The organism is Mycobacterium adipatum (assembly GCF_001644575.1).
GTDB classification, from domain to species: Bacteria; Actinomycetota; Actinomycetes; order Mycobacteriales; family Mycobacteriaceae; genus Mycobacterium; species Mycobacterium adipatum.
Genome location: NZ_CP015596.1, coordinates 3,276,636 through 3,301,837 on the forward strand (window position 1 = coordinate 3,276,636; position 25,202 = coordinate 3,301,837).

General features: G+C 67.9%; 26 protein-coding genes. 12 read left to right on the forward strand and 14 right to left on the reverse strand.

The window, feature by feature from the left end; genetic code table 11:
• Positions 1–56: 56 nt before the first annotated feature.
• Positions 57–869, reverse strand: coding sequence for a helix-turn-helix domain-containing protein (locus A7U43_RS15575; RefSeq protein WP_082902152.1), 813 nt, complete (start codon positions 867–869; stop codon positions 57–59).
• A gap of 50 nt (positions 870–919) precedes the next feature.
• On the opposite strand from A7U43_RS15575, the gene A7U43_RS15580 reads away from it, so the two are divergent.
• Complete coding sequence (locus A7U43_RS15580; protein ID WP_067996972.1) at positions 920–1,273, forward strand: hypothetical protein; 354 nt, start codon at positions 920–922, stop codon at positions 1,271–1,273.
• On the opposite strand, the gene A7U43_RS15585 is transcribed toward A7U43_RS15580, so the two are convergent.
• Entirely contained in the window at positions 1,233–2,474 is a 1,242-nt protein-coding gene (locus A7U43_RS15585) for a cytochrome P450 (protein WP_067996975.1), read from the reverse strand. The genes A7U43_RS15580 and A7U43_RS15585 overlap by 41 nt on opposite strands.
• A gap of 207 nt (positions 2,475–2,681) precedes the next feature.
• Between A7U43_RS15585 and A7U43_RS15590 the strand changes: the two genes are divergently transcribed.
• Complete coding sequence (locus A7U43_RS15590; protein ID WP_067996977.1) at positions 2,682–3,149, forward strand: hypothetical protein; 468 nt, start codon at positions 2,682–2,684, stop codon at positions 3,147–3,149.
• Here the strand turns inward: A7U43_RS15590 and A7U43_RS15595 are convergent, their stop codons facing one another.
• From A7U43_RS15595 to A7U43_RS15605, 3 genes are all read right to left on the reverse strand, one after another.
• A complete protein-coding gene (locus A7U43_RS15595) occupies positions 3,150–5,387 on the reverse strand; it encodes a molybdopterin-dependent oxidoreductase (protein ID WP_067996980.1) in 2,238 nt (745 codons plus the stop codon).
• Position 5,388: 1 nt separating this feature from the next.
• Entirely contained in the window at positions 5,389–5,952 is a 564-nt protein-coding gene (locus A7U43_RS15600) for a TetR/AcrR family transcriptional regulator (RefSeq protein WP_067996984.1), read from the reverse strand.
• A 251-nt stretch (positions 5,953–6,203) separates the two neighbouring features.
• Positions 6,204–7,334, reverse strand: a complete 1,131-nt coding sequence (locus A7U43_RS15605; RefSeq protein ID WP_067996987.1) for a nitronate monooxygenase — start codon at positions 7,332–7,334, stop codon at positions 6,204–6,206.
• A 195-nt stretch (positions 7,335–7,529) separates the two neighbouring features.
• Here A7U43_RS15605 and A7U43_RS15610 point away from each other — a divergent pair, with 195 nt between their 5' ends.
• Positions 7,530–8,150: a fatty-acid--CoA ligase gene (locus A7U43_RS15610; RefSeq protein ID WP_067996990.1), complete on the forward strand. Its 621-nt coding sequence runs from the start codon at positions 7,530–7,532 to the stop codon at positions 8,148–8,150.
• Positions 8,150–8,350, forward strand: a complete 201-nt coding sequence (locus tag A7U43_RS15615; RefSeq protein WP_067996992.1) for a (2Fe-2S)-binding protein — start codon at positions 8,150–8,152, stop codon at positions 8,348–8,350. The genes A7U43_RS15610 and A7U43_RS15615 overlap by 1 nt, the downstream gene beginning before the upstream one ends.
• Here A7U43_RS15615 and A7U43_RS15620 read toward each other — a convergent pair.
• Both A7U43_RS15620 and A7U43_RS15625 read right to left on the reverse strand, forming a co-directional pair.
• Positions 8,292–9,041 (reverse strand): HAD family hydrolase, encoded by a 750-nt coding sequence (locus tag A7U43_RS15620; RefSeq protein WP_067996994.1) that lies wholly within the window; start codon positions 9,039–9,041, stop codon positions 8,292–8,294. The two genes, A7U43_RS15615 and A7U43_RS15620, sit on opposite strands and share 59 nt — an antisense overlap.
• Before the next feature lie 25 nt (positions 9,042–9,066).
• Positions 9,067–10,143 carry an NAD(P)H-dependent amine dehydrogenase family protein gene (locus A7U43_RS15625; protein ID WP_067996997.1) on the reverse strand — a complete coding sequence of 359 codons (1,077 nt, stop codon included), beginning with the start codon at positions 10,141–10,143 and terminating at the stop codon, positions 9,067–9,069.
• A 103-nt stretch (positions 10,144–10,246) separates the two neighbouring features.
• Between A7U43_RS15625 and A7U43_RS15630 the strand changes: the two genes are divergently transcribed.
• Genes A7U43_RS15630 through A7U43_RS15645 form a run of 4 tightly spaced genes read left to right on the forward strand, consistent with a single transcriptional unit; the run spans position 10,247 to position 15,302 of the window.
• Complete coding sequence (locus tag A7U43_RS15630) at positions 10,247–10,990, forward strand: glucose 1-dehydrogenase (RefSeq protein ID WP_067997001.1); 744 nt, start codon at positions 10,247–10,249, stop codon at positions 10,988–10,990.
• A gap of 57 nt (positions 10,991–11,047) precedes the next feature.
• Entirely contained in the window at positions 11,048–13,738 is a 2,691-nt protein-coding gene (locus A7U43_RS15635) for a glycoside hydrolase family 2 protein (RefSeq protein ID WP_231963327.1), read from the forward strand.
• A gap of 39 nt (positions 13,739–13,777) precedes the next feature.
• Positions 13,778–14,002 carry a hypothetical protein gene (locus A7U43_RS15640; RefSeq protein ID WP_068002807.1) on the forward strand — a complete coding sequence of 75 codons (225 nt, stop codon included), beginning with the start codon at positions 13,778–13,780 and terminating at the stop codon, positions 14,000–14,002.
• A gap of 25 nt (positions 14,003–14,027) precedes the next feature.
• The gene (locus A7U43_RS15645; protein ID WP_067997004.1) at positions 14,028–15,302 is read left to right on the forward strand and encodes a competence/damage-inducible protein A; all 1,275 of its coding nucleotides are present in this window, start codon (positions 14,028–14,030) and stop codon (positions 15,300–15,302) included.
• Here the strand turns inward: A7U43_RS15645 and A7U43_RS15650 are convergent.
• The 3 genes from A7U43_RS15650 to A7U43_RS15660 are packed head-to-tail and all read right to left on the reverse strand — an operon-like array spanning position 15,299 to position 18,040.
• Entirely contained in the window at positions 15,299–16,201 is a 903-nt protein-coding gene (locus A7U43_RS15650) for an LLM class flavin-dependent oxidoreductase (protein ID WP_068002811.1), read from the reverse strand. The genes A7U43_RS15645 and A7U43_RS15650 overlap by 4 nt on opposite strands.
• Positions 16,202–16,244: 43 nt before the next feature.
• Positions 16,245–17,105, reverse strand: coding sequence for an LLM class F420-dependent oxidoreductase (locus tag A7U43_RS15655; RefSeq protein ID WP_067997007.1), 861 nt, complete (start codon positions 17,103–17,105; stop codon positions 16,245–16,247).
• Positions 17,106–17,119: 14 nt separating this feature from the next.
• A complete protein-coding gene (locus A7U43_RS15660; RefSeq protein ID WP_067997011.1) occupies positions 17,120–18,040 on the reverse strand; it encodes an alpha/beta fold hydrolase in 921 nt (306 codons plus the stop codon).
• A gap of 123 nt (positions 18,041–18,163) precedes the next feature.
• Between A7U43_RS15660 and A7U43_RS15665 the strand changes: the two genes are divergently transcribed.
• Positions 18,164–18,544 carry a nuclear transport factor 2 family protein gene (locus A7U43_RS15665; protein ID WP_067997013.1) on the forward strand — a complete coding sequence of 127 codons (381 nt, stop codon included), beginning with the start codon at positions 18,164–18,166 and terminating at the stop codon, positions 18,542–18,544.
• 30 nt (positions 18,545–18,574) lie between these two features.
• Here A7U43_RS15665 and A7U43_RS29165 read toward each other — a convergent pair whose 3' ends face one another.
• Positions 18,575–18,844: a WhiB family transcriptional regulator gene (locus tag A7U43_RS29165; protein WP_082902154.1), complete on the reverse strand. Its 270-nt coding sequence runs from the start codon at positions 18,842–18,844 to the stop codon at positions 18,575–18,577.
• Between the two features lie 121 nt (positions 18,845–18,965).
• Here A7U43_RS29165 and A7U43_RS15670 point away from each other — a divergent pair, with 121 nt between their 5' ends.
• Positions 18,966–19,583: a TetR/AcrR family transcriptional regulator gene (locus A7U43_RS15670; protein ID WP_067997016.1), complete on the forward strand. Its 618-nt coding sequence runs from the start codon at positions 18,966–18,968 to the stop codon at positions 19,581–19,583.
• Between the two features lie 5 nt (positions 19,584–19,588).
• Here the strand turns inward: A7U43_RS15670 and A7U43_RS15675 are convergent, their stop codons facing one another.
• Complete coding sequence (locus A7U43_RS15675) at positions 19,589–20,464, reverse strand: AraC family transcriptional regulator (protein ID WP_067997018.1); 876 nt, start codon at positions 20,462–20,464, stop codon at positions 19,589–19,591.
• 24 nt (positions 20,465–20,488) lie between these two features.
• On the opposite strand from A7U43_RS15675, the gene A7U43_RS15680 reads away from it, so the two are divergent.
• Positions 20,489–21,751: an amidohydrolase family protein gene (locus A7U43_RS15680; protein WP_067997020.1), complete on the forward strand. Its 1,263-nt coding sequence runs from the start codon at positions 20,489–20,491 to the stop codon at positions 21,749–21,751.
• A 56-nt stretch (positions 21,752–21,807) separates the two neighbouring features.
• Positions 21,808–22,470: a GNAT family N-acetyltransferase gene (locus A7U43_RS15685; protein WP_067997023.1), complete on the forward strand. Its 663-nt coding sequence runs from the start codon at positions 21,808–21,810 to the stop codon at positions 22,468–22,470.
• 37 nt (positions 22,471–22,507) lie between these two features.
• Here A7U43_RS15685 and A7U43_RS15690 read toward each other — a convergent pair whose 3' ends face one another.
• Together A7U43_RS15690 and A7U43_RS15695 are read right to left on the reverse strand one after the other, a co-directional pair.
• Positions 22,508–23,617, reverse strand: coding sequence for a hypothetical protein (locus A7U43_RS15690; protein ID WP_067997025.1), 1,110 nt, complete (start codon positions 23,615–23,617; stop codon positions 22,508–22,510).
• A 181-nt stretch (positions 23,618–23,798) separates the two neighbouring features.
• Entirely contained in the window at positions 23,799–25,166 is a 1,368-nt protein-coding gene (locus tag A7U43_RS15695; protein WP_067997028.1) for a WS/DGAT/MGAT family O-acyltransferase, read from the reverse strand.
• Positions 25,167–25,202 lie beyond the last annotated feature (36 nt).

Sequence of the window (25,202 nt, forward strand, 5' to 3'; positions counted from 1 at the left end):
TGCCACCCCCTTGGTAAGAGGTCAAGTGGTCATACCAGTGATAGGGGTGGGGTCATTCAGCGCAGCGCCTCGGCGGTCGAGCCGTCGGCGGGCAGAAACGCCTCGATGCTGAGCTCGGCGGCGGTGAGGTCGAGCGCGGTCCCGAAGGTGGTGACGGTGCTCAGGAACCGCAGCAGCTGCCCACCGGTGGTGACGAGTTCCAGCGGCACCACCACCCCGCCCAGATCGGCGGTCTCGTCCTCGCCGCCCGGGTACGACTCGATCTCGGCGAGGAGCGCGGCGGTCTGTGCCGACCCGCTGACCGCGGCCTCACGCCGCAGACGTCCGATCACATGGTGACGCCACTGCGCCAGATTCCGGATCCGCGGGGCCAGACCGTCGGGATGCAGCGAGATCCGCAGCGCATTCGGCTGGGCCAGCAGGTGCGCGGCCACCCCGTCCAGCATGACCGCGGCTCCGGCGTTGACCTGCAGCACGTTCCAGCTGCGATCCACGGCCAGGCACGGAAACGGGTTGTACGCGTTGAGGACTCGATCGACACCGGCCCGCACCGCGGACATTCCGGGATCATCCATGGCGCGCTCCGAGTAGGCGGGTGCCAGCCCTGCAGCGATCAGCAGTTGGTTCTGCTCGCGCGCGGGCACGGCGAGTGCTTCGGCGAGCCGCAGCACCATCGCCCGGCTGGGTGTGGCCCGGCCGGTTTCGATGAAGCTGAGGTGTCGGGCCGACACGTCGGCCTCCAACGCGAGATCGAGCTGGCTCAGGCGGCGACGTTGCCGCCATGAGCGCAGCAACGAACCGAACGGGGGAGTCTGCAGGTCGATACCGGCCACTGCGCCAGTCTCGACCAGATCCGGGCGCCGCACCATTACCTGGGTGGTAATTGCCGCGCTGACCCGTGCCGAGCACTGTGGGGGGCATGAACGACATCCACAAGCACGACGTCCCCCGGTGGCTGCGCGTGGTGCTGAGGTGTGACCGCGCCGGGTCGTCCTGGTACATCGGCACCGGATTCTTCTTCGCGCCGGTCCTCGCCGTGCTCTCGCCGTGGCCGACGTTGACCACGGCGTTGTGGGTGGCGATCGCGCTCGCCGGTCTGTGGCTGGGGCTGCTGGGCATCGCGATGGCCACCGGTCTGGCCATCGTGCTCCGACGTAACGGCGAACTCGACGAGGACTACTGGCGGTCCATCCTGGATTACCCGGATGTGTCCGGAGGTACTGCGCGACAGGCTATCTCGACGAACCGGCATAGTCGACCTGCCAATGTTTGATGCCGTTGAGCCAGCCCGACCGCAGCCGCTCGGGCTTTTCCAGCGGGGTCAGATCGGGCATCGCGTCGGCGATCGCGTTGAACATCAGGTCAATCGTCATCCGGGCCAGGTTCGCACCGATGCAGTAGTGCGCGCCGGTGCCGCCGAAACCGACATGCGGATTCGGATCGCGCAGGATGTCGAAGCTGAACGGGTCCTCGAAGACCTCTTCGTCGAAGTTCGCCGAACGATAGAACATCACCACCCGCTGGCCCTTCTTGATCGGCACGCCGCCCAGTTCGGTGTCCTGCAGGGCGGTGCGCTGGAAGGACGTGACGGGTGTGGCCCACCGGACGATCTCGTCGGCGGTGGTGGCGGGGCGTTCCCTTTTGAACAGCTCCCACTGGTCGGGGAACTCGGTGAAGGCCATCATGCCCTGGGTGATCGAATTACGGGTCGTCTCGTTACCGGCCACCGCCAGCAGGATGACGAAGAAGCCGAACTCGTCGTCGGAGAGCTTGTGGCCCTCGACATCGGCCTGGACCAATTTGGTGACCAGGTCATCGCCCGGCCGGGCCGACCGTTCGGCCGCCATCTGCATGCCGTAGGTGATGAGCTCCACCGAGGCGCTGATCGCGTCGTTGTTCGCGAACTCCGGATCCTGGTCGCCGACCATCTGATTGGACCAGTGGAACAGCTTCATCCGGTCTTCCTGCGGCACACCCATCAACCCCGCGATCGCCTGTAGGGGCAGCTCACAGGACACCTGTTCGACGAAGTCGCCGCGGCCCTCGGACAGGGCGGCCTGGGCGATCTGGCGGGCGCGCTCGGCCAGATCGGCGCGCAACTGCTCCACGGCCCGCGGCGTGAACGCCCGCGACACGATCTTGCGCAGATGGGTGTGGTGCGGGGCGTCCATGTTGAGCAGCACGAACTTGCCGGAGTCGATCTGCTCGCGGACAGTGCCGTCCTTGTACCGCGGCAGTGCGGTCTTCTCCAGACTGGAGAAGACATCGCTGCGCCGCGACACCTCCTTGACGTCCTTGTGCTTGGTGACCACCCAGAAGCCACCGTCGTTGAACCCGCCGGCGCCGTCGGGTTGTTCGTTCCACCAAATCGGGGCCACCTTGCGCATCTGGGCGAGTTCGTCGACGGGCAGTCGCTCGGCATAGATGTCCGGATCGGTGAAGTCGAATCCAGCGGGCAGGTCGGGTGTCGGCATCGCGCAAACCTCCGCGGTAGTAACTGGTGTCGCTATCGCATTGCTACACCAGAGTGATGCTCCGCGTCCTCGAGTCGGCCAAGGTGACGGTGGCTGACAGAACAGCCGAGGAAACTCCTATGAAAGTCACAGCAGTCGCAGCTGTAACGAAACAGCCGCCGGGACGGAAAATCAGAGGGCAGGGTTCACGAGAGAGGAGCGTCGGCGATGATCGATATCGGAGCCAAAGTACTCAGCGCAGCCATCGGCGGCGGTTTCGTCGCGTTGTTCTTTGCCTCCCCGGCGGCTGCCGAACCCGCCCCGCCGCCGCCGGCGCCCGCCGTGGACGGCGCCGCCATACAGGCCGCCCCGGTGCCCGCGGTCCCCGTGCCGGCCGCCCCGGAGGGCGTGCCGCATCTGCCGAGTCCGGATGCCCTGCCCCCGGGGTCGACCATGGACCCCAGTGTGATGGCCGGCAGCGAGTCCCCGAACGTGAGCTATCTGCGGGATCTGTGGCACGCGGTGCAGAACCAGGAGCTCAGCGGTAAGGAGGCGCTGCTACTGGGCATTTCGCAGCGCAATCTGAACACACCGATCCCGGCCCAGGCGCCCGGTCCGAACGTGCCGATCACCCCGGGTGATCCCGCGCCGGCGCCCACCCCACCGCCGGCTCCGGCCGCCCCCGTCGCGCCCTGATCAGACGCCGACGGGCTCGATGCGCGCCGGCACGTGCTTGTGCCAGGGGGTGCCGGCGTAGGCGTCGCGCCAATCCGACGCGGTCAACGCATTCGGCGCGACTCCGGGAGCCGACACCGTGCCGTCGGTCGCGACGAAATCCAGCCCGAAGCCGTTGGGCAACGCGGCATGCCCGGGCAGCATCGCGTCGCTGATCTCGACGCCGGCCTCCGCCGCCCCGGATGCCGTCGTGATGCGGGCCCGCCCGCCGTCGACCAGGCCCAGTGCGCGGGCATCCTCGACGCTGACCCGCAGGGCCCCGCCGGCGTCGCGGGTGCGCCAGGCCGGGTCGCGGATGATGTCGTTGGCCGTGAACGCGCGCCGCTCACCGGCCGAGAGCACGATCGGATACGCACTGCTGGTCAGCGGGGGCCGATCGGCGGCCAACGCGGTCAGCTCGGCGACCAGTTCCGGGATGTCGAGGGCGATGCGCGCATCCGGATGGCTGATGAGCGTCCAGTCGTCGGCGTACTCGTGCTCGGTGAAGGTCACCCCGGAGCGGCTCTCCAGGATGGCGGTGAACAGCGCATTGCCGTCGGCGTGCCCGGCACGGCGCACCGCGTCGGGGTAGGTCGCCGCCGCCTTCTGCGCCAGCCCCCACAGGGCCGCCGCGCCGGCCAGCCCGTCGGGCAGGCTGGGGCCCAACGTCTCGTACAGCACGTAGGGCAAGACCTTGCCCAGCATCGGATTCGCGCCGATGGCGGTGAAGAAGGCGCGGGTGTACGCGTCCAGCCCGTCGGCGGCGGCACGGCGCAGCGGCTGCAGGTCGGCGTCGTCGACGACACCGAGTTCGCGCACCAGCCGCGCCCAGATCTCCGGCTCGGGCAGGGTGCCCGGCAGCGGTGCCAGCAGCCGGTGGCGCAGATGGAAGGTGTTGTGCGGGAATTCGAGGTTGAAGAAGGTCGCCTCGGCCTTCTCGAACTGGCTGGCCGCGGGCAGTACGTAATGCGCCAGCCGGGCGGTCTCGGTCATCGCGACGTCGACGACCACCAGCAGTTCCAGTGCGCGCAGCGCCTCGCCCACCGCGGCCGAGTCGGCGATCGAATGGGCCGGGTTGCTGCTCTCGACGATCATGGCCCGGAAGCGGTCCGGATGGTCGCCGAGAATCTCCTGCGGCACCACGTTGGACGGCACCAGGCCGGCGATGATCGGCGCCCCGGTGACCGGTGTGCGGCCCACCCCGCCGGCACCGAACAGCGGCGCGAAGGCCGAATGCAGGTGCTGGCTACCGCGTTTGGCGAAGTTCCCGGTGAGGATCCACAGCAACTTGTTCAGGTAGGAGCACAGCGTGCTGTTGGGCGCCTGCTGGATGCCGAGATCCTCGAAAACCGAAACGCTTGCGGCGGAGGCGATCCGGCGCGCCGACCGACGCAACAGCTCGACGTCCACCCCGCACCGCTGCGCGTAATCGTCGATGTCCACCCCGGCGAGCGCCTGGCGCACCGGCGCCACGCCGGTGACATGCTCGGCCAAGAACGCTTCGTCACACAGGTCCTCCTGCACCAGGACGGCGGCGAGTGCACTCAGGCACCAGGCGTCGGTGCCCGGCCGCACCCGCAGATGGAAGTCGGCGAGCTTGGCGGTGTCGGTGATCACCGGGTCGATGACGATCATGGAACGCGCCGGGTCCTTGGCGATCTCGTTGAGCACGGTGCGGGCCCGCGGAAAGCTCTGTGACATCCACGGGTTCTTGCCCACGAACACCGCGACCTCGGCATGCTCGAACTCACCGCGGGTGTGTCCGCCGTAGAGCTGGCTGTCCACCCAGAACTCGCCGGTCTTCTCCTGGGCCAGCGCATTCGAGCGGTAGCGGGCGCCGAGCGCCTTGAGGAACGCGCCGCTGTAGGCGCCACCGAGGTGGTTCCCTTGACCGCCGCCGCCGTAGTAGAAGATCTTGTCTCCGCCGTGTTCGTCGCGGATGCGGGCGAAGCCCTCGGCGATCTCGGTGATCGCGGTGTCCCAGTCGATTTCCTCGTAATCGCCGGCGGGGGTGCGCCGCATCGGTGAGGTCAGCCGGGCCCGGTTGTTCTGGTAGTGGTCCAGGCGCAGCGCCTTGTTGCAGGTGTAACCCTGTGACGCCGGATGCGCCTTGTCACCACGGATCTTGGCCAGGGTGCGGTCCTCGACCTGCACCACGATGCCGCAGTTGCATTCACAGAGAATGCACGCGCTGGGGTGCCACTCGGCTGTGTCGGTCATGTCAGGCCTTTCCGTCGCCGGATGCGGCGGTCACGAGGGCGCGTAGCTGCCGGTGGACGAGGTCGAGCGCGGTGCTGTTTCCGGTGGTGCGGGTCACCAGCACCGCGCCCTCGATCGAGGTGGTGATCAGCATGGCGAGTTCGGCGGCGTGGTCCGGCGAGGCGCCGTCGGCTTGCAGACGCTCATCGATGAGGTCGATCCACCTGGTGAACGCGGCGCCGGCACGGGTGAGGACATCGGTGCCGTCGGCTTCCACGGCCACGGCCACGACAGGGCAGCCGGCTCGGAACCCGCTGTCTGTCAGCTGGTTCCGGAAGTTCTCGACGATGAGGTCGAGTGCCTTGACAGCAGTGGCGGCCGACGATATCCGGCGTGCGATGTGTTCTGCCGCGTAGTCGACGGCCTCGCAGAGCAGTTGGGTACGTCCGCCGGGGAAGTGGTGATACGCCGAGCCGCGGGGCGCGCCGCTGTGTTCGAGCACATCGGAGATGGCGGTGGCATGCGCGCCACGTTCGCGGATCAGCAGTGCTGCCGAGACGATCATGCGGTCACGTGGGCTGCCCATGGCGCGGGATCCTTTCGGACAGGCGATTATGTAGAGCATCATACATAGAACGGCGGCAGGCAAGAGTCGGTGTTCGCCGATTTCTGCACGAGGGTCGCGGTGTCACGGAAATCGCGACCGTGGTGTGGAAAACGGTGCGCGACCCTTCCCCGAAATGCACGAATCCCGCCGGTCCGGGAGAACGGAGGCCGGCGGGAGTCGCGGGTTTCGGCGGGCGGGAGCGTAGCGACCCGGGGAGTTGACTCGGCGGGCTACACCGAGGCCGCCTCGTTGAGCTCGTTGAGGGTGTTGGTCGACTCCAGGTACTCCTGGACCCAGCGCTCGATCACCGCGGCGGTCTTCTCCACCTTGGTGAACTGACCGACGACCTGACCGATGGGATTGAACGCCACGTCGATGGTCTGGTCGGGGAACTTGTGCGTGGCGGCCACGGCCATCCCGGAGACCATGTACTGCAGCGGCATCCCGAGGGGCTCGGGATTGCCCGGGGTCTGCCAGGCGTCGGTCCAGTCGTTGCGCAGCATGCGGCACGGCTTGCCGGTGAAGGAGCGGCTGCGCACGGTGTCGCGGCTGGAGGCCTTGGCGTAGGTGGCCTGCTGGACGGGGGTGTTCTCGGCTTCCTCGACCATCAGCCACTGCGACCCGGTCCAGGCGCCCTGGGCTCCCATGGCCAGCGCGGCCGCGATCTGGTGGCCGCTGCCGATACCGCCGGCGGCCAGCACCGGCCGCGGCGCGACCTCTTTGACCACCTGCGGCCACAGCACGATCGAGCCGACCTCACCGCAGTGCCCGCCACCCTCGCCGCCCTGGGCGATGATGATGTCGACATCGGCCTCGGCATGCTTGCGGGCCTGGGCGGGAGAGCCGCACAGCGCGGCAACCTTGCGGCCGCTGTCGTGAATGTGCTTGATCATGTCCGCGGGCGGGGTGCCCAGGGCGTTGGCGATGAGCGTGACCTTCGGGTGCTGGAGCGCGATCTCGACCTGCGGCGTCGCGGTGGCCTCGGTCCAGCCCAGCAGTTGCAGCGCGTTGTCGTCCAGGTCACCGGTGGGCACACCGTGGTCGGCCAGCAACTTCTTGGCGAACTCCAGATGTTCCTGGGGTACCAGCGCGTTCAGGGTCGACTTCAACTCGTCGGCCGACATGTCGGCATCCATGCCTTCGTACTTGTTCGGGATCACGATGTCCACGCCGTACGGGTGGTCGCCGATGTGCTCGTCGATCCAGTTCAGCTCGACCTCGAGCTGTTCGGGAGTGAAGCCGACCGCCCCGAGCACGCCGAACCCGCCGGCCTTGCTGACCGCGACCACCACGTCACGGCAGTGGGTGAAGGCAAAGATCGGGAACTCGATACCCAATTGGTCGCAGAGGGGAGTGTGCACGCAGGCTCCTAGGTTGGGCGATCGCAAATCGCAGACTGAAACGTGTTCTAGTTTAGTATCCCGCCCCTCGATTTCCGCAATGCCCGACGGTGCGTTTGTCGGCGTCGACGTCGACAGCGTGCGAGAATGTCGTTACCGTTTTTCGAGAGGGCGATTAACAATCGTCGTATTCGCCGCCGGTGGGAGGGCCACGATATGAAGGACTGGCTGGCCAACTCGTTGGTCCTGGTGTCGGACTACCGGGTGCCCGACCCGAGCACCGTCTGGCCGCTGCTGCAGCGCCGCACCGAATCCCTTGCCGATATGGGCGTGCACCATGTACTGGTCTACACCTCGACCACCGATCCCGAGCGCGTTCTGGTGATTCTGGGCATCCACGCCCGCGAGCCGGTGCTGGATCTGCTGCGGTCCCGGGTGTTCTTCGACTGGTTCGACGCCGTGGGCGTCCAGGACCTGCCCGCGGTGTTCGCCGGCGAACTGTTCGACCGCATCGATTTCGACCACGATGAGCATCCGGCACCGCCGGTGATGGTCTCGATGGTGACCTCGGTCGCCGATATCGCCGAACTGAACCTCCGGGTGCGCGGCGCAGCATCAGCCTTCCACGCCGCTGGAGTGCAGCGCTTCTGGAGCTTCCGCGCACTCGATGATCCGCACGAGGTGCTGATCCTGCAGCAGATCGACGACGAACTCAGCGCGCGGCGATGGCTGCACGACTCCGACGATGCCGCCGAATGGCTCGCCGAGGCCGGTGTGGGCGCCTATCCTCCGGTGTTCATCGGTCAGTTCCAGCAGATGATGCGCATCGAGCGCTGATGTTCGTCTGCCTCTGCAACGGCATCACCAGCCATGAGGTGGCTGCGGTGGTGGACCGCGGCGCGGCCACGACCAAAGAGGTGGCCTCCGCCTGCGGGGCCGGCGCCGACTGCGGCCGCTGCCGGCGCACGGTCCGCGCGATCATCGAATCCCGGGGCGCTGGACGCGAGACCACCAGCGCCGGTCCTCACCGGAACTGACCCGCAGCACCGGCCAGCCGTTCCTGGCCGCGGCGGCCGCCAGGCCGGGTCGCGGATTGACCGCGGTGGGATGCCCGACCGCATCGAGCACGGGCAGATCCTCGGTGCCGTCGGCGTAGCAGAAGCTCTCGGCCAGATCGATGCTCCGGCTGGAGCTGAACTCCATGACGGCCCTTGCTTTCTGGCGACCCCAGATGATGGGTCTGACGATCTGGCCGGTGAGCTTGTCCGCGGCGTCCACCTCGAAGTGGTTGCACAACACGTGCTCGATGCCCAGATGCCGGGCGACAGGACCGGCATGCATGGTCAGCGCCGACGAACTCATCGCCACGGTGTGGCCGCGCTCCTGGTGCGCGGCGACCACCCGAGTCATCGCCGGGAAGAGTCGGGTCGCGATCCTGGTGGTGAACAACTCGTCGCCGAGCGCCTCAAGATCCGCCAGTGGTTCGCCGGCGAGATAGCCCGCGGCGCGTTGTAACAGCCGGGCGAACTGCATCCGCCCGAATTTGTAGCGGAGGCTCGCCTCGAAGATTCCGGACAGTTCTCCGAACCCGGACTGCCCGTTGCGGATGCGGTGCCCGGCATGGACGGTTGCGGTGAACCCGCGCACGAGCGTGCCGTCCAGATCGAAGAACGCGCCGATGTGCGGGCCCGGCGGGCTCGCGAGGATGGCTGGCAGCGGGTCGGTCACAGATCCATTGTGCGTGCCGCCGGGACTAGGCCGGGTACACCAGGCCCTTGCCGGTGCCCAGCGGCAGATCGAGGGTGGTGCGGATACCGGGTGCGGCGGCCACCACATCGGGGATCGCGTTGACGATCCGTCCGGCGGCGGCCAGGATCGCGGCGTAGTTGTGGTCGCCGCGGCTGCTGGTCGGGCAGATGTCCACGACGTAGGACGGCTCACCGGTGATCTCCACCCGGTACGAGCCACCGGGCTGGGCCGGCTGAGCCCAGTCCGGGCGGAGATCCGCACGGACCCGGGTGATGTGTTCGACCACGATGACCGGCTTGCCCGCGACCATGCCGCTGATCTCGAATCGCATGGCGGCCACCGTGCCCTTGGCGATGACACCGGTGGCGACCGGGATATCTTCGGGCGCCGGTTCCAGTTCGTAGTGCTCGGTGATCTCGTCGACCTCGACCCCGAGACCGGCGGCCAGCATCCGGATCGCTGTGCCCCACGCCGCGCCGAGGACTCCGGGCAGGAAGAGCATGCCCGGCTGATCGAGGGGGTTGCCGAACCCCATCACGATGGACATCACCTCGGTGCCGTCGTAGGTGGCGTAGTCGGCGATCTCCATGGTCTTGATCTGATCGATGCGCTGGCAGGTACTGGCGATCGCAAACGGGATCAGGTCGGTGGCGAAACCCGGATCCACACCGGTGATGTACACGCTCGAATTGCCCTGTCGTGCCGCCTCTTCGACTCGCGCGATGGCCTTGTCGGGCATCGCACCCCAGGGGAACTGCAGCCCGCCGGGCGCCGACCCGACCACGTTGATGCCGGCCGAGAGCGCCGCGATCACGTCGCGGGTCGCCTCCACGGGGCGGGTGTCGCCCATCGCGCAGTACACCAGGCAGTCCGGCGCCGCGTCGATCGCCCCGTCGATACCCAGCGTCGCGGTCACCCCGGTGACGGTGTCGAGTCCGGCGAGTTCCCCGGCATCGACACCGACCTTGGCCTCGGTGGACGTACCCACCGCGACGAGGTCGAAGCGAGGGTCCCCGATGAGCTGGATCAGGGACAGCCGGCCACAGTTTCCGGTGCCGACGAGTGCCACGCGAATGGCCATACAGGACTCCTTGGGGTGTTTGGTCTGATCGCAGTATGCGGGGGTCGCGGGCAAATTGGAACAGGTTCTAGTTGATTTCGACGTTGAGGTAGCCTGTCGCCTCATGGGACGTGTGGACGGAAAAGTTGTACTGATCAGCGGTGGCGCACAGGGGATGGGTGCCGCGCACGCCAAGATGCTCATCGACGAGGGCGCCAAGGTGGTCGTCGGCGACATCCTCGACGAGAAGGGCGAGGCGCTGGCCGCCGAACTCGGCGACGCGGTGCGCTACATCCACCTCGATGTCACCGACGCCGACCAATGGGCCGCCGCGGTGAACCTCGCCGTCGAGACCTACGGCAGCCTCACCACGCTGGTCAACAACGCCGGCATCGTCGCGCTCGGCAAGATCGGCCAGTTCGATATGGCCAAATGGCAGAAGGTCATCGACGTCAACCTCACCGGAACCTTCCTGGGCATGCAGGCGGTCGTGGAACAGATGAAGGCCGCCGGCGGTGGCTCGATCATCAACGTGTCCTCGATCGAGGGCCTGCGCGGCGCGCCCATGGTGCACCCGTACGTGGCGTCCAAGTGGGCGGTGCGCGGGTTGGCCAAGTCCGCGGCGATCGAACTCGGAAAGTTCAACATCCGGATCAACTCGCTGCACCCGGGCTTCATCCGGACCCCGATGACCAAACACTTCCCCGACGATATGGTGACCTCGCCGCTGGGCCGGCCGGGCCGCTCCGAGGAGGTCTCGACCTTCGTGGTGTTCCTGGCCAGCGACGAGTCGTCCTTCTCTACCGGCGCTGAGTTCGTGGTCGACGGTGGCCTGATCACCGATGTGCCCCACAAGGATCTGTTCTAGGGGGCTGAAGGGAGCGACGCCATAGCGATACGGAGACGCTGGACCGCGCCGGTCTCTGTGTTCCTGGCGCTGGCGTTGCTACTGGTGTGCGCGGGCGATCACCCGCTGTTCATTCCCACGGATCCGCCACCGGTGACCGTCGAGCTGGACAGCGGCTGGACACTGGCGGCCTCGGGGCGCGTCGCCGACGCCGGTCCGCAGATCTCCGCTGCCGGCTATCTCGCGGCGGCACCCGTCTGGCACCGGGTGTCCCGGATGCCGGCCACCGTGCTGGACGCGCTCCAGCAAGACGGCACCTACCAGAACGTCTATGCGGGAACGAATCTGCGCGACGCCGTTCCGCAGGACCTCTACCTGCAGGACTGGTGGTACCGCACCACCTTCGAGGCACCCGCAGGCCATTCCACCTACCGGCTCGACTTTCCCGGTATCAACTACCGCGCCGAGGTGTGGCTCAACGGTGGCCTCGTCGCCGACAGCTCGCAGCTGGTCGGCATGTATGTCGACCACGACGTCGACATCACCGACCACGTGGTCGCCGGCGGGTCGAACGTGCTGGCGGTCAAGGTCGTCCCGGAGCGCGCCATGCAGGATGTCGACGGGGTCGAACTGGCCGACAGTTGGTACGACTGGATCAACTCCCGCTACCTCGGCGTCCCGGGCAACTCTTTCGTCCCCGACCGCAACGCGGGCATCTTCAAACCCGTTTACCTATCGGCCTCCGGCGCGGTCGAGATCGGCGCCGCCACCGTCAACACCGATGTCCATCTGCCCGAGGCGGATTCCGCGCGGCTCAACGTTTACGTCACCGTGCGCAACAACTCCGCGCGCCCGGCACGCGGCACGATGCGCGCTGTCATCAGCCGGGCCGGTAAGCCCGATATCGGCGTCGAACAGACGGTGACGCTCGGTCCCGGCGAGCGCCGCGAACTCACCTTCGACCCGGGCCGGTTCGCAGCACTGGAGCTCGACCGGCCCGATCTGTGGTGGCCCTACACCCTGGGCGATCCGGCGCTGTATGACCTCAAGCTGGAGTTCTGGCAGCGCGATCACGTGATCGACAGCACCAGCACGCGTTTCGGAGTCCGGACGTTCCGCCAGCACCGGGACTCCGATGAACGGTTCCCCGGCAGCGGCGGCAACTTCTATCTCACCGTCAACGGCAGGGACTTCCCGGTGCGCGGGGCGGTCTACACTCCGGATCTGCTGTTCCGGGACGACCCTGGCCGCGAGGACGCGACCCTGGCCTACACCCGCGATCTCGGCCTGAACATGCTGCGGCTGGAATCCAAGATCCCGGGCGAACGATTCTTCGAGCGTGCCGACGAGCTCGGCATCCCGCTGATGGTGGGCTGGATGTGCTGCAACCAATGGGAGAAGTGGGAGCAGTGGGATGACGAAGACCGCGCCGTGGCGCTGGACAGTCTGCGTTCCCAGGCCCAGATGCTGCGCACCCACCCGTCGGTTGCCGTGTGGGCGAACGGAAGTGACGGACTGCCGCCGGAGCCCTTGCGTACCCAGTACCGCGCCGTCCTGCGGGATCTGCACTGGCAGAACGCGGTCGTCGACACGGTGTCCGCACAAGCACGCGAGGACTGGGACGGTATCCACATGGCGGGCCCGTACAGTTGGCGCGCGCCCGGCTACTGGTTGGCCGGTCGGTACCCGGCCACCAGAGGGGCAACCGCGGAACAAGGCGACAACGAGCACATCCCGCCGTATGCCAGTCTGCGGCAGTTCATCCCGCCCGATGCGCTGTGGCCGATCGGCGAAACCTGGTACTTCCATGCCGGCTCCGATCCACGCAATGCCGTGTTGACCAGTGCCCAGCGGGTCATCAACCGACGGTACGGACCGTCCGCGGGAGCCGAGGAGTTTGCCCGCAAAGCCCAACTCGCACACTATGAGTCGACGCGTGCCCAGTTCGAGGCCTTTGCCGCAGACGGCTCGGCCGAACACAAGATGACGATGTACTGGATGCTCAACAGCCCGTGGCCGTCGTTCTTCGGTCACATCTTCGACTGGTATCTGCGCCCCGGCGGTGCCTACTTCGGCGCCAAGGCCGGACTGCGTCCGCTCTCGATGGTCTTCGATGCCTACGCCGGGGCCGACCACAGCGCGGCCGACATCACCGTGACCAACCAAAGCGCCTCCGATGCGGACGGTCTCACGGCGCGGGTCCGCGTCTACGACCTGCAGGGCCGGATCCGGGAAGACCGGACCGTGACCGATGTGGCGGTCCGCGCCGGCGATGCGCTCACCGTGGTGAGCCTGCCGCGGGTGGCGCGTGACTCACCGGTGTTCTTCGTGCGCTGCGAGTTGATCGCAGCGAACGGGGCCGTCGTCGCCGAGAACGTGTACTGGCAGTCCCAGCAGCGCGATGACGCGGGCGACCCGGCAGCCGATCGGCCGTTCGAGACTCGCCAGGTCAGCTGGGCCGACATGACAGCCCTGAACCGGATGCCCAGGGTGGCGCTGCAGCTCGGCGCCGAACGCAACCGGCACGGTGGGGTGACGGTGTTCCTGCGCAACCCGACCGGTCGCATCGCCTTCTTCGAGCGTGCCGAGATCCTGGCCGGCTCCGGGGGAGACGAGATCCTGCCGATCCGCTACAGCGACAACTATGTGACGGTGTTCCCCGGTGAAACAGTCGAGGTGTATGCCACCGTCCCCGCAGGTGGTCCCGAGCCCGGATGGGTGCGGGTCAGCGGTTACAACACGGCCGCGCAGGTCGTCCCGATCGGCTGACTGACATGATGGGGGCATACCACCACGGGAGGAATGACGATGGCCGACGCAACCGAACGGCAGGCGCTTGCCGAGATGACCGAGGAACGCGGGTGGACCCGGCGGGTCACCGACCGCGTCGACATCTACCTGCGGGGAGCCGCGCGCATCCGGGTGATCTGGCAGGGCGAGGAGGCCATCAGCGGGGGATCGCGCTACCACGACGACGGTATGGAGCAGTACACCCGTGATCTGGCGACGGTGAAGGGCTGGCTGACGCACTGACGGCGGCGCTGCTTAGGCTCAGACCATGACTGTGCGCGCGGCGATCGTGGTGACCGGAACCGAGGTGCTGACCGGGCGCATCCAGGATCTCAACGGGCCCTGGCTCGCCGACCGGCTGCTGGAACTGGGCGTGGAGTTGGCCTATGTCACCCAGTGCGGCGACCGCGCCGACGATATCGAGGCTCAGCTGCGCTTCCTGGCCGCCGAGGGTGTCGACCTGATCATCACCAGCGGTGGTCTGGGCCCGACCGCCGACGACCTGACGGTGGCGACCGTGGCCCGTTTCGCCGGTCGCGAACTGGTACTCGACGGCCCCCTCGAGGCCCGCATCGCCGAGATCCTGCGCACCCTGCTGGCCGGCCGCAGCGGAGTCGATTTCGAGGCCGTGATGGCCGCCAACCGCAAGCAGGCGATGGTGCCCGCCGGTGCGCAGATTCTCGATCCCGTCGGGACCGCTCCCGGCGTCGTCGTGCCCGGGTCGCCGACGATCGTCGTGCTCCCGGGACCGCCGCGCGAACTGCAGCCGATGTGGTCGCGTGCCGTCGAGACGGCCGGTGTCCAACAGGCGATCGCCGGGCGCACCGAGTACCGCCAGGAGACGGTGCGGATGTTCGGTCTCGCCGAGTCCGGACTGGCGGAGACGTTGCGGGAAGCCGAATCCGGCATCGACGGCTTTGCCGAACTCGAGGTGACCACCTGCCTTCGCCGCGGCGAACTGGAGATCGTCACCCGCTACGAGCCGCAGGCCGCCGGCGCGTACGCCGCGCTGGTCGACCTGCTGCGGTCGCGCTATCCGCGCGAACTCTTCTCCGAGGACGGCGCACTGATCGACGACCAGGTCGCCGCGCTGCTGGCCGGGCGCCGGTTCGCAACCGCGGAATCCTGCACGGCGGGACTGCTGGCCGCGCGGCTGGCGGACCGGGCGGGATCGTCGGCGTATCTGGCCGGTGGAGTGGTGTCCTACTCCAACGCGGCCAAGGTGTCGCTGCTCGGGGTGGACGCCGCGCTGATCGCCGAGTACGGGGCGGTGTCGGAGCCGGTGGCGCGGGCCATGGCCGAGGGCGCGCTGGCCCGGTTCGACGCCGACACCGCGGTCGGGATCACCGGTATCGCGGGTCCGGGTGGCGGTTCGGCGGAAAAGCCGGTCGGCACCGTGTGTTTCAGTGTGGCAGTCAGCGGCCGGCCGACACTGGCACACACGCTACGGATACCCGGTGACCGCAGCGACGTGCGGGAGCGCTCGACCACGGTGGCGATGCACCTGCTGCGCAGCGAGCTGTTGGCACTGTCGGCGGGTTAGCGCGAGAACTCGGAAATGACCTCACCGGCAAGGAGTTCCAGAGTCCGGTCGGAGGCGCGGTCGTGGGTGAACAACACCACCTGGCCGAAACCGAGGTCCTGCCAATGCCGCAGCCGCTCGACGATCCTCGGCGCGGTACCGATCAGGCCGCCCTCGGTGAGGCCGAAACCGGGTCCACCGAAGCGCTTCTCGGCGAACTCGCGGACTTTCGGCAGCGACTGTTCGTCCGGGGACAACGCCATCACCGCCTCCACCGACATCACGATGGTGGCCGGATCGCGTCCGATATCGGCGCAGAGGGTCCGCAGCACCGACTGCTTGTGCTCCAGTTCGCCGAGCGCATAGGTGGGCACGTTCCAGACATCGGCGTAGCGCGCGACCAGCGGCAACGTGTACTTTTCGCCGACCCCGCCGACCACGATGGGTGGTCGCGGCTGCTGGACGGCGCCGGGCCGGATGGGCAGATCGTGCACGGTGTAATGCGCGCCGCTGAAGTCGACGGTGCCGGTGCCGAACGCCTGGGTCAGGATCTCCAAGGTTTCGGCGAGTCGTTGCGACCGCGTCGCGAACGAGCCCCAATCCAGCCCCGTCCGCCGGTGCTCGTCCTCGATCGACCCGCTGCCGATACCCAGTTGCAGCCGGCCCGCCGATATCTGATCGAGTGTGGTCGCCATCTTCGCGAGCACCGCCGGGTGGCGGAACTGGTTGCACAGCACCATGTGCCCGACGCGTAGCCGTTCGGTGCGGGCCAGCAGCGCGGTGGCAAGTGTCCACGCCTCCAGCGAATCGATCTCGGGCATCCCGGGGCCGTACAGATGGTCGTACAGCCACAGCGACCCGATGCCCAGTTCTTCGCAGCGCACCGCTCGATGCAGCACGTCGGCATAGGAGAACCCCATCTGGGGCACGTACACGCCGATATCGAGGGCAGCCACCGGGGGATCAGTTCAAGACGGGTGCCAGCCGGCGCCATTGCGGCAGCGGCAGCGCCGAGGGGTCTGCATCGAGGATCTGAACGCACACGTGGTCGGCGCCGGCGGCCTTGTGCTCGTCGACGCGCGCCAGGATCGCTTCTTCGTTGCCCCACACCACGATCGCATCGACCAGGCGATCGCTGATCGAGGCCACCTCGTCTTCGGTGAAGCCGGTGCGCAGCAGGTTGTTGGCGTAGTTCGGCAACTGCAGGTAGCTGCGCAAGAAGTTCCGGCCGATCTTGCGGGCCGCGTCGGCGTCCGTACTGAGGATCGCGGCCTGCTCGGGCAACAGCAACGGTCCGTCGCCGAGGCGCTCCCGGGCGGTGGCCGTGTGCTCGGGGGTGACCAGATAGGGGTGTGCGCCGCGCGACCGGTCGGCAGCCAGGCGCAGCATCTTCGGTCCCAGCGCGGCGAGTACCCGGTCCGCCGCGGCGACGGGCTGCTCGGCGCTGTCCAGCCCGTCCAGAAAAGCCGCGGTGGCGGCCAGCGGTTTGCGGTAGGTGCCCGGTGCCTTGGAATCGATCAGTGGCGCGTGGCTGACGCCGATGCCCAACAGGAATCGCCGGCCGTGGGCCGCGGTCAGCCGTGCGTGGGCGGCCGCGACCTCGGCGGGCTCATGCATCCACAGGTTCAGGATGCCGGTGGCGATGGTGGCCGTCTTGGTGGCGTTCAGCAGGTTCTCGACCGAGTCGAGCACCGGTCCGCCGACATCGGGGATCCACAGGGCGGTGTAGCCGAGCTCCTCCAATTCGGCCGCGGCCTCGGCGGCCCGGCCGGCGTCGCCGTAGCGCAGCGGGGCGCTCCAGATTCCGGTCCCTGAAAGTTCCACGTGCCGAACTCCTTTCAGCGGGAGCCGCGGCCGTCGCGATCCCAGATGTCTTGCATGGTACGGAGGATGTCCTCGGCGCAGCCGAGCCCCCCGAGGTGGCTCTCGCCGGGCAACACCGTCATCTCGGCGTCCGGCAGCCGCGCCACCACGTGCGCGCCGTGCGCGAACGGGACGATGTGGTCCTTGTCGCCGTGCCACCAGTGGACCGGGACCTTCACCTCGTCGAGGCGGAATCCCCAGTCCCGGACAAAGTCGATGATGTCGTAGAACGGCGCTGCGAGCTGTTTGCGGCCGCCGTTGAGCAGGTCGTCGAGGAACATCGCCTTGAACTCGGGGCGTGCCAGGAGGCGGCGGTCACCCTCCGGGGAGATCCGGGCGTAGATCTCCAACGCCGGTGAGCCCAGCGGTGCGATGAGCTTGATCAAGGTGGCGGCGGCGACCCGGATCGGGGCGCCGGCCAGTTCGAGTACGGGCGCCACCGTGGAGCCGAGGTTCATCAGACCACTGGCGATGCCGTCGGTCCCGACGTAGGGGGCGACACCGCCGAGCACGCCGGCGGCGACCACCCGATCGGGCATCGCGGCCGCGGCGGCCAACGTGTACGGTCCACCGCCGGAGAGCCCGATGACGGCGAAATTGTCGATCCCGAGCGTGTCGGCGATGATGCGCAGGTCCTCGGCGAAAGCCAGCACGTTCGGGTACTGGTGCGGTGTCGAGGAGCCGATACCCGGGCGGTCCACACCGATCAGCCGGATCTTCTCCAGCTCGGCATAGGCCCGTGCCTCGGCGGGAATTTGCCGGCGCGCACCGGGGGTGCCGTGCAACCAGAAGATCGCCCGGCCCTGCGGGTCACCGAACTCGGCGAATCCGAGTTGGCGGTCGGTGCTGACGGCGACGTTGCCCTCGAGCTTGGGGCGCGCGATGGGAGGAACCATCGGCAAAGTGTGTCATGGATTACAGGCGCGCAATATTGTGCCCTCCGCACGTGCGCGCGGTCGTCGTGGAAGGGTCGGGTGCACGCACATCGATGTGCCGGCTTGCGCTCGAGGAGGACACCCATGGACGATTCCATCGATCGCGCCGCTGTCGCGCTGGCGTTCTCGACGCACCGATTCGAGGAGTCGCTGCCCCATCTCGCCAGGGACGTCCGGTGGACGATCGTGGGCTATCTGGTGCTCGAGGGTGCCGACGCCGTCATCCGCACCTGCAGCGAAACTCGGGAGAGCTTGGCCGACACCGAGACCAGCTTGCTGCGTTGTGTGGTGGCGGGGCAGGGCGACGTGGTGGCGGTGGACACCGTGGCCCGCTACAGCGGACCCAACGGTGTGACCGCTGTGGCCGGCTGCGACATCGTCGAGTTCACCGGCACCCGGATCAGCGCGATCACGTCCTACGCCGTGCAGGTCGACCCCGAATGCGCCGGGGCGCCACCACGGTAGGCGATGACCCGGGGCCGGTGAGTGCGCGTGTCAGCGACTGAATGCGCCCCCGTTGCGCTCCGCCAGCGAGCGCAACTGTTTGAGCGCGAACTGACGGCTACGCCCCGCCGGCGGCAGCGCGATACCGGCCCACAGACCCTCCGCCCCCGGGGTCACGCAGGCCTCTTTGGCGCACTGCCACCGGCGGGGACAGGCTCGGCACAAGGCCTTGGCCCCTTCGTCCGCCGTTGTCGTCCACCGGTCGGGATTCTGCGTGCACGGTGCCGTCCACACTCCGTCTTCGATCGATACCGGATACAACGTCCCCCCACCATCCCTTCCCGTCTCGACTGATGCTCAATGGACCATACGGTTGTATCGTACTGACGATACAGGCGGATCGACCAGCGGTCATGGAGTGAGATTGACTACGGTGGCAATTGTGAGATCTGAGGCCGCCGGGGCGGGCACCGAGGTGCCCCGCAGCATCGCGAACATCCGCACCGCGGCACTGCAGAGCTTCGCCGCGCACGGCACCGCCGCGACGACGCTGCGGGGGGTCGCCGCGGCGGCCGGGGTCTCCCTCGGGTTGGTGCAGCACCATTTCGCGACCAAGGCGGGCCTGATCAAGGCCGTCGATGACTACGTGGTCGAGGTGGTGATCACCCCGATGGCGGAGCCGGTCGCGGCAACCGCAGCCGATTCGGTCTCGGAGATCGGCGACCGGGTCAACCGACTGTTCGCCGAACATCCCGATGTGGCGGCCTACCTGGGTCGGGCGCTGGTCGACGGCAGCCAATTGGGTACCACGATCTTCGACCGGCTCTACGAAGTCGGCATCCTGCGCTGGCAGCAACGCGCCGACCGTGGTGAGACGCGCCCCGATATCGATCTGCCGTGGGCGGTCATCAATGCCCTGGTCCTGCCGCTCGGTGCGATCAGCATGCGCGGCCATATCGAACGCCATCTGTCGGCGTCGTTCACCGCTCCGGAGCAGTTGCAGCGGTGGCAGGCATCGGTGAACACGCTGTTGCGTGACGGCCTGTTCCGCAAACCGTAGCGGCGTCAAGCTTTTTCGCCGGCAACCCGTTTACGGTAGGCCGACGGGGTCTCACCACAGAACTGGGTGAAGCTGCGGGTGAACGAGCTGAGGTTGTCGAACCCCACCGCGGACGAGGTCGCCTGGACCGATTGGCCCGGTGCGGCCAGCAGCGCCATCGCCCGCAGCATCCGGGCGTGCAGCAGGTACGTCCGCCAGGACAATCCCAGGGTGTCGGAGAACAATCTGCGCAGTGTCCGCTCCGAGACCGCTACCGCGCGGCTGACGTCCTCGGCGGTCACCGATGCGAGGTGCTCCTTGGTGTAGGCCAGCGCCGCCGCGACGATCGGGTGATCCGATGTGGGCAGGCTCAACGGCGCCTCGTGGTCGAGTGCCTCGGTGACCAGGTGGGCCATCGTGCGGAAGAAATCGTCGGAGACCCCGGCGTCCTCGGTCGGGGATTGCGCCCGGTCGATGGGCCAGCGCAGCGCGTAGATCATCATCTCGCGGATCAGCGGCGACACCGCGATGATGCGTGCCCGCAGACCGGTGTCGGGAATCATCTGCGCGTCGAACATCACCGCGACGGTTTTGACGTCAGGGTTCATCACCGCCTGGTGTTCCAGCCCGGCCGGGATCCAGGCGGCCTGCTGTGGCGGCAGCAGGTAATGGCCGGCGTCGGTCTCCACCTCGACGACTCCGTGGAGCGCGTACTCGATCTGGTGCACCTCGTGGGAATGCCAACCGGTGATCAAGCCGTCGCCCTCGTAGAGATAGCTGCCCGCCAGTGCGCGACCACCGCGGCGCAGTTCGATCACCGGCCGGGCCGGGTCCGTATTGGCCGCTGTGTGCAACTTGGCCGAAAAGGTCAAACCTCTGTCCGATCGCGCAGAGACGGTCACGATTTCCGAGGGTACTAGTTGGTTATGCAGACCGACGACCTGATCCTGGTGAGCATCGACGACCATGTCGTCGAGCCGCCCGACATGTTCCTCAACCACGTGCCCGCCAAGTACAAGTCCGAGGCCCCGATCGTCGTCACCGACGACAAGGGCGTGGATCAGTGGATGTATCAGGGCCGCCCGCAGGGGGTCAGCGGGCTCAACGCGGTGGTGTCCTGGCCCGCCGAGGAGTGGGGCCGCGACCCGGCCGGTTTCGCCGAGATGCGCCCCGGGGTCTATGACGTGCACGAGCGGGTGCGGGACATGAGCCGCAACGGCATCCTGGCCTCGATGTGCTTCCCGACGTTCACCGGGTTCTCCGCGCGCCACCTCAACATGCACCGCGAAGAGGTCACGCTGGTGATGGTGTCGGCCTACAACGACTGGCATATCGACGAGTGGGCAGGTTCCTACCCGGACCGTTTCATCCCGATCGCGGTGCTCCCGACCTGGAACCCGCAGGCCATGGTCAAGGAGATCAAGCGGGTTGCCGCCAAGGGTTGCCGCGCGGTGACGATGCCGGAATTGCCGCACCTGGAAGGACTTCCGAGCTACCACGACGAGGACTACTGGGGCCCGGTCTTCCAGACGCTCTCCGATGAGCGGGTCGTGATGTGCCTGCACATCGGCACCGGATTCGGGGCCATCAGCATGGCGCCGAACGCCCCGATCGACAATCTGATCATCCTGGCCACCCAGGTCTCGGCGATGTGCGCCCAGGATCTGCTGTGGGGCCCGGCGATGCGCAACTACCCGGATCTGAAGTTCGCATTCTCCGAGGGCGGCATCGGCTGGATCCCGTTCTATCTGGACCGCAGCGACCGGCACTACACGAACCAGAAATGGCTGCGCCGCGATTTCGGAGACAAGATGCCCAGCGATGTCTTCCGTGAGCATTCGCTGGCCTGCTACGTCACCGACAAGACCTCGCTGAAACTGCGCCACGAGATCGGCATCGACAACATCGCCTGGGAATGCGACTACCCGCACTCCGACTGCTTCTGGCCCGATGCGCCCGAGCAGGTGCTCGCGGAGTTGAACGCCGCCGGCGCCTCGGATGCCGATATCAACAAGATCACCTGGGAGAACTCGTGCCGATTCTTCGGCTGGGACCCATTCAAGCTGACCCCGAAGGAGCAGGCGACCGTCGGTGCACTTCGGGCCACCGCCACCGACGTCGACACCTCGATCCGGCCGCGGGCGGAGTGGGCGCGGCTCTACGACGAGAAACGCTTCGCCAAGGTCTGACCGGATGCCGCGCCGGATCGCGACGCGGCCGGCGGCGGTTGATCTAGGCTTGTCCCATGACCGATCTGGATCGTGCCGCCGCCCGTCGTGAAATTGCCGAAGCCCTGTTGAAGGCGCTCGATCGCCGGCACGAGGTGCTCGACATCATCGTCGACGCCACCGACCGGGACGCCGCGGTGACGGCCATCGCCGAACTGCTGGGCACGACGCGTGCCGGCAGCGAGGCGGTGTTCGGGCTGTCGTTCCAGCAGCTGACCAAGGATGCCCGCAAGGTCATCGCGGCCGAACTGGAAGATCTCAACAGCCAGCTCACCTTCACCGTCAACGAGCGGCCGGCATCATCGGCCGAAACGCTGGTGCTACGCCCCTTCTCGGGGGAGACCGACCGAGACATCTTCTCGGCCCGGGTCGACGAGCTGCACACCGCCGGCGACGGCAAGGGTGGTCCCGCGGGCAGTCTCGATCACGAGATCACCTCCGCACTGGGACGTTTGGACGCCGAGGAAGCAGCGTGGTTTGTCGCGCTCGAGGGCGAAGAGAAGGTCGGTCTGGTTCTCGGCGAGCTCGTCGATCACGAGGTCGAGGTGCGTATCTGGATCCGCCCGGACCTGCGTAAGAAGGGTTACGGTACGGCCGCGCTGCGCAAGTCGCGTTCCGAGATGGCGATCTACTTCCCGGCGGTGCCGGTGGTGGTGCGCGCCCCCGCAACCGGGGCCTGATCGCCCTCGGCGACAGGGCTTTTCGGTCGGCGCATGCTCACCAGTCGGCGCGCTCAGCGTCCTCGGGTGTGCGCGCCGGCGGTGATTCGGCTGCGCTCGCCTCGTGTTCGGGGACGGTGGCCGACCATGCGGTGCCCTCGCACACGAGATCGGTCGGTAGCGAGATCTCGCTGGGAAGCGTGACCGGTAGGCCCGGCACGGTGGGCAGGGCCAGCGGCGGCGGGGGTGTGGCGGCCAGGACCGCCGGCGCCGAAGCGAGCATCGGGAGCACGCTGCCCGCTGTCTCGGCCGCCAACGCGGCCGCGGGTGCCCCGATGGCGACCGGCGGGGCGACCGCCGCCTCGATCGGTGCCACGGCGGCCACCGGTGCGGCGGCCTCGACCAGCACGTCCTCGACCGGGCCGGGCGGTGCCAAAATGCTTGCTGGAGAGGCGTTTTCGACCGGTGCGGCGGGCGCTGCGGGGGCCTCCGGCGCCGGGGGCGCCGGAGGTGGTGGCGGTGGCGGTGATGCCTCGGGCACCACCGCGGGGACAGCCTCGCTCACGGGAACAGCTCCCGCCGGGGGAACAGCGGCGGCCTCGATCATCGGGGCCGCGACGGGGGGTGCGGCCTCCGGAACCCCCGCGGGCACCGGCACCGCGGGCACCGGCACCGCCGGAACCGGCACCGGCGGCACCGGCGGCACGGCGATCGGCACAGCAGGCACGGCGGCGGGTACCGGGGCAGGCACGGCGGCGGGCGCCGGGGCCGGCATCGGGGCTACCGGCGGCCCGGCGATCGCCCGTTCCAGCACCGACATCGCCGCGGGCTCCGGCGGAATGACTTCCGTCGCGACCGGGGTCGCGGGCACCGCGGCGGCCGGCGCGACGTCCTCCACTGGGGGAGCCGGGACCGCGGCCGCCTCGATCAGCGGTGCCGCCGACTCCACGGGTGCGACCGGCACCAAGGCCTCGTTCAGTGCCGCGGTGCCGCCTTCCAAGGATTGCGGGATGATCTCCGGTGCGGCGGCCAGATCGGAGACCAGGTCCAGACACGGCACGCCCGGGCTGGGTTCAGCAAACGCGACCGGAGTGAGAACCAGTGCGCCGCAGTACAGGCCCGCGGCTGCAAAGGACGTCAGTGCGAGCCGATTTGTGCTGCGTGGCATAGATATTCCGGTCTCCCTGTGACTGACGACGAGGGGAACCTATCGCGATCTTGAATATGCGCAAACCGCTAATTTTCGCCGACACCGATCCGATATGAAGCGGTGCCCATCCTGTGACGGCAGCGGGGCACGACCCCGCGTCACCGCTGAGAAGCACGGCGCGCAAGCCACTTCACTGCGCTCAGAGTCCGGCGGCCCGCTCCAGCGCTGCCAGCGAATCCTCCAGATGGCTCAGCAACCTCTGCAGGTGCGGGACGCTTCGCCGGCACCCCACCAGACCGAAGTCCAGGTTGTCGGCATTGTTGGTGAGCGTGATGTTCAGCGCCTGGCCGTCGAGGGCGATGGACAGCGGATAATTGCCGTCGAGTCTGGCGCCCTTCCAGTACATCGGTTCCCGTGCGCCCGGCACATTGGAGATGACGATATTGAATGGGGGTGGTGCCGAGGACACGAACCCGGGCACCAGGCTGAGGCCGAGCCCGGCGACCAGGAAGCCCGACAGGGCGAGCGCCTGGGCGCGCGGTAGTTCACTGAACACGCGCTTGTTGTCCCGCATCGACACGCTGATGGTTCCCAGGCGCTTCATCGGGTCGACGACATCGGTGGCCAGGTTGCACAGGATCGTGCCGACCATGTTGCCGCCGGCGTCTTGTTCGTGTTCCCCACGCAGGCTCACCGGAACCATTGCCACCAAAGGGGTTTCCGGTAGGGCGTGCTGCTCGTCGAGGTAGGCCCGCAGCGCTCCTGCGCACATGGCGAGCACCACGTCGTTGATGGTCGCGCCGGGTGCGGCTTCCTTGACCGATCTGATCCGGTCCAGCTTCCAGGACTGTGCCGCGCACCGGCGGGCGCCGCCGATCGGCACGTTGAACATGGTCCTGGGTGCCCGGAACGGCAGCGTCAACTGTTGCTCGAACAGCGCCGAGCGGGCGAGCGAGATCGTCGAGGGCGCCACCGCGGCGACGCCCGTCGCCACCGCGCCGACCGTCCGGATCAAAGACGCCTGACTCGATGGTGTGCTGGGACGTCTCCGGGGGGCCAGCGTCCAGGGCACCCGGACGACCCGGTCGTCCGGGTCGGATGACAGCGTGCGGATCATCAGGCGCTGCGCGGACACCCCGTCGATGAGGGAATGGTGGATCTTGGTGTACACGGCGAATCGTCCGTCGTGCAGGCCCTCGATCAGGTACGCCTCCCACAGCGGCCGATGCCGGTCCAGCAGCGTGCCGTGCATCCGCGAGGTCAATTCCAGCAGATCACGGACCCGGCCCGGGCGGGGCAGGCCGGACCGGCGCAGGTGGTAGTCGACATCGACATCGCTGTCCAAAGACCAACCTACATTGGTGATTCCACCGAAGAAGCTCGCCGGGTGCTTGCGGAACGTCGGCTGGAAGTCGTCGTTCTCGACGATCGCGGCATGCAACTCGGCCACGAAATCCGGGCCGGCGTCGGCAGGGGGTTCGTAGAGCTGAAGTCCGCCGACATGCATCGGGTGTTCTCGTGATTCGCCGACGAGAAACAGTGCATCGGTCGGCGAGATCAGCTTCATGCCGCCACGCTACCGACACCCCCGGTCGGGGGTAGG

Coding starts and splice junctions, on each gene's coding strand:
- A7U43_RS15575 (WP_082902152.1), bottom strand. CDS start 869: ATGGTGCGGCGCCCGGATCTGGTCGAGACTGGCGCAGTGGCCGGTATC.
- A7U43_RS15580 (WP_067996972.1), top strand. CDS start 920: ATGAACGACATCCACAAGCACGACGTCCCCCGGTGGCTGCGCGTGGTG.
- A7U43_RS15585 (WP_067996975.1), bottom strand. CDS start 2,474: ATGCCGACACCCGACCTGCCCGCTGGATTCGACTTCACCGATCCGGAC.
- A7U43_RS15590 (WP_067996977.1), top strand. CDS start 2,682: ATGATCGATATCGGAGCCAAAGTACTCAGCGCAGCCATCGGCGGCGGT.
- A7U43_RS15595 (WP_067996980.1), bottom strand. CDS start 5,387: ATGACCGACACAGCCGAGTGGCACCCCAGCGCGTGCATTCTCTGTGAA.
- A7U43_RS15600 (WP_067996984.1), bottom strand. CDS start 5,952: ATGGGCAGCCCACGTGACCGCATGATCGTCTCGGCAGCACTGCTGATC.
- A7U43_RS15610 (WP_067996990.1), top strand. CDS start 7,530: ATGAAGGACTGGCTGGCCAACTCGTTGGTCCTGGTGTCGGACTACCGG.
- A7U43_RS15615 (WP_067996992.1), top strand. CDS start 8,150: ATGTTCGTCTGCCTCTGCAACGGCATCACCAGCCATGAGGTGGCTGCG.
- A7U43_RS15625 (WP_067996997.1), bottom strand. CDS start 10,143: ATGGCCATTCGCGTGGCACTCGTCGGCACCGGAAACTGTGGCCGGCTG.
- A7U43_RS15630 (WP_067997001.1), top strand. CDS start 10,247: ATGGGACGTGTGGACGGAAAAGTTGTACTGATCAGCGGTGGCGCACAG.
- A7U43_RS15640 (WP_068002807.1), top strand. CDS start 13,778: ATGGCCGACGCAACCGAACGGCAGGCGCTTGCCGAGATGACCGAGGAA.
- A7U43_RS15645 (WP_067997004.1), top strand. CDS start 14,028: ATGACTGTGCGCGCGGCGATCGTGGTGACCGGAACCGAGGTGCTGACC.
- A7U43_RS15650 (WP_068002811.1), bottom strand. CDS start 16,201: ATGGGGTTCTCCTATGCCGACGTGCTGCATCGAGCGGTGCGCTGCGAA.
- A7U43_RS15660 (WP_067997011.1), bottom strand. CDS start 18,040: ATGGTTCCTCCCATCGCGCGCCCCAAGCTCGAGGGCAACGTCGCCGTC.
- A7U43_RS15665 (WP_067997013.1), top strand. CDS start 18,164: ATGGACGATTCCATCGATCGCGCCGCTGTCGCGCTGGCGTTCTCGACG.
- A7U43_RS15680 (WP_067997020.1), top strand. CDS start 20,489: ATGCAGACCGACGACCTGATCCTGGTGAGCATCGACGACCATGTCGTC.
- A7U43_RS15685 (WP_067997023.1), top strand. CDS start 21,808: ATGACCGATCTGGATCGTGCCGCCGCCCGTCGTGAAATTGCCGAAGCC.
- A7U43_RS15690 (WP_067997025.1), bottom strand. CDS start 23,617: ATGCCACGCAGCACAAATCGGCTCGCACTGACGTCCTTTGCAGCCGCG.
- A7U43_RS15695 (WP_067997028.1), bottom strand. CDS start 25,166: ATGAAGCTGATCTCGCCGACCGATGCACTGTTTCTCGTCGGCGAATCA.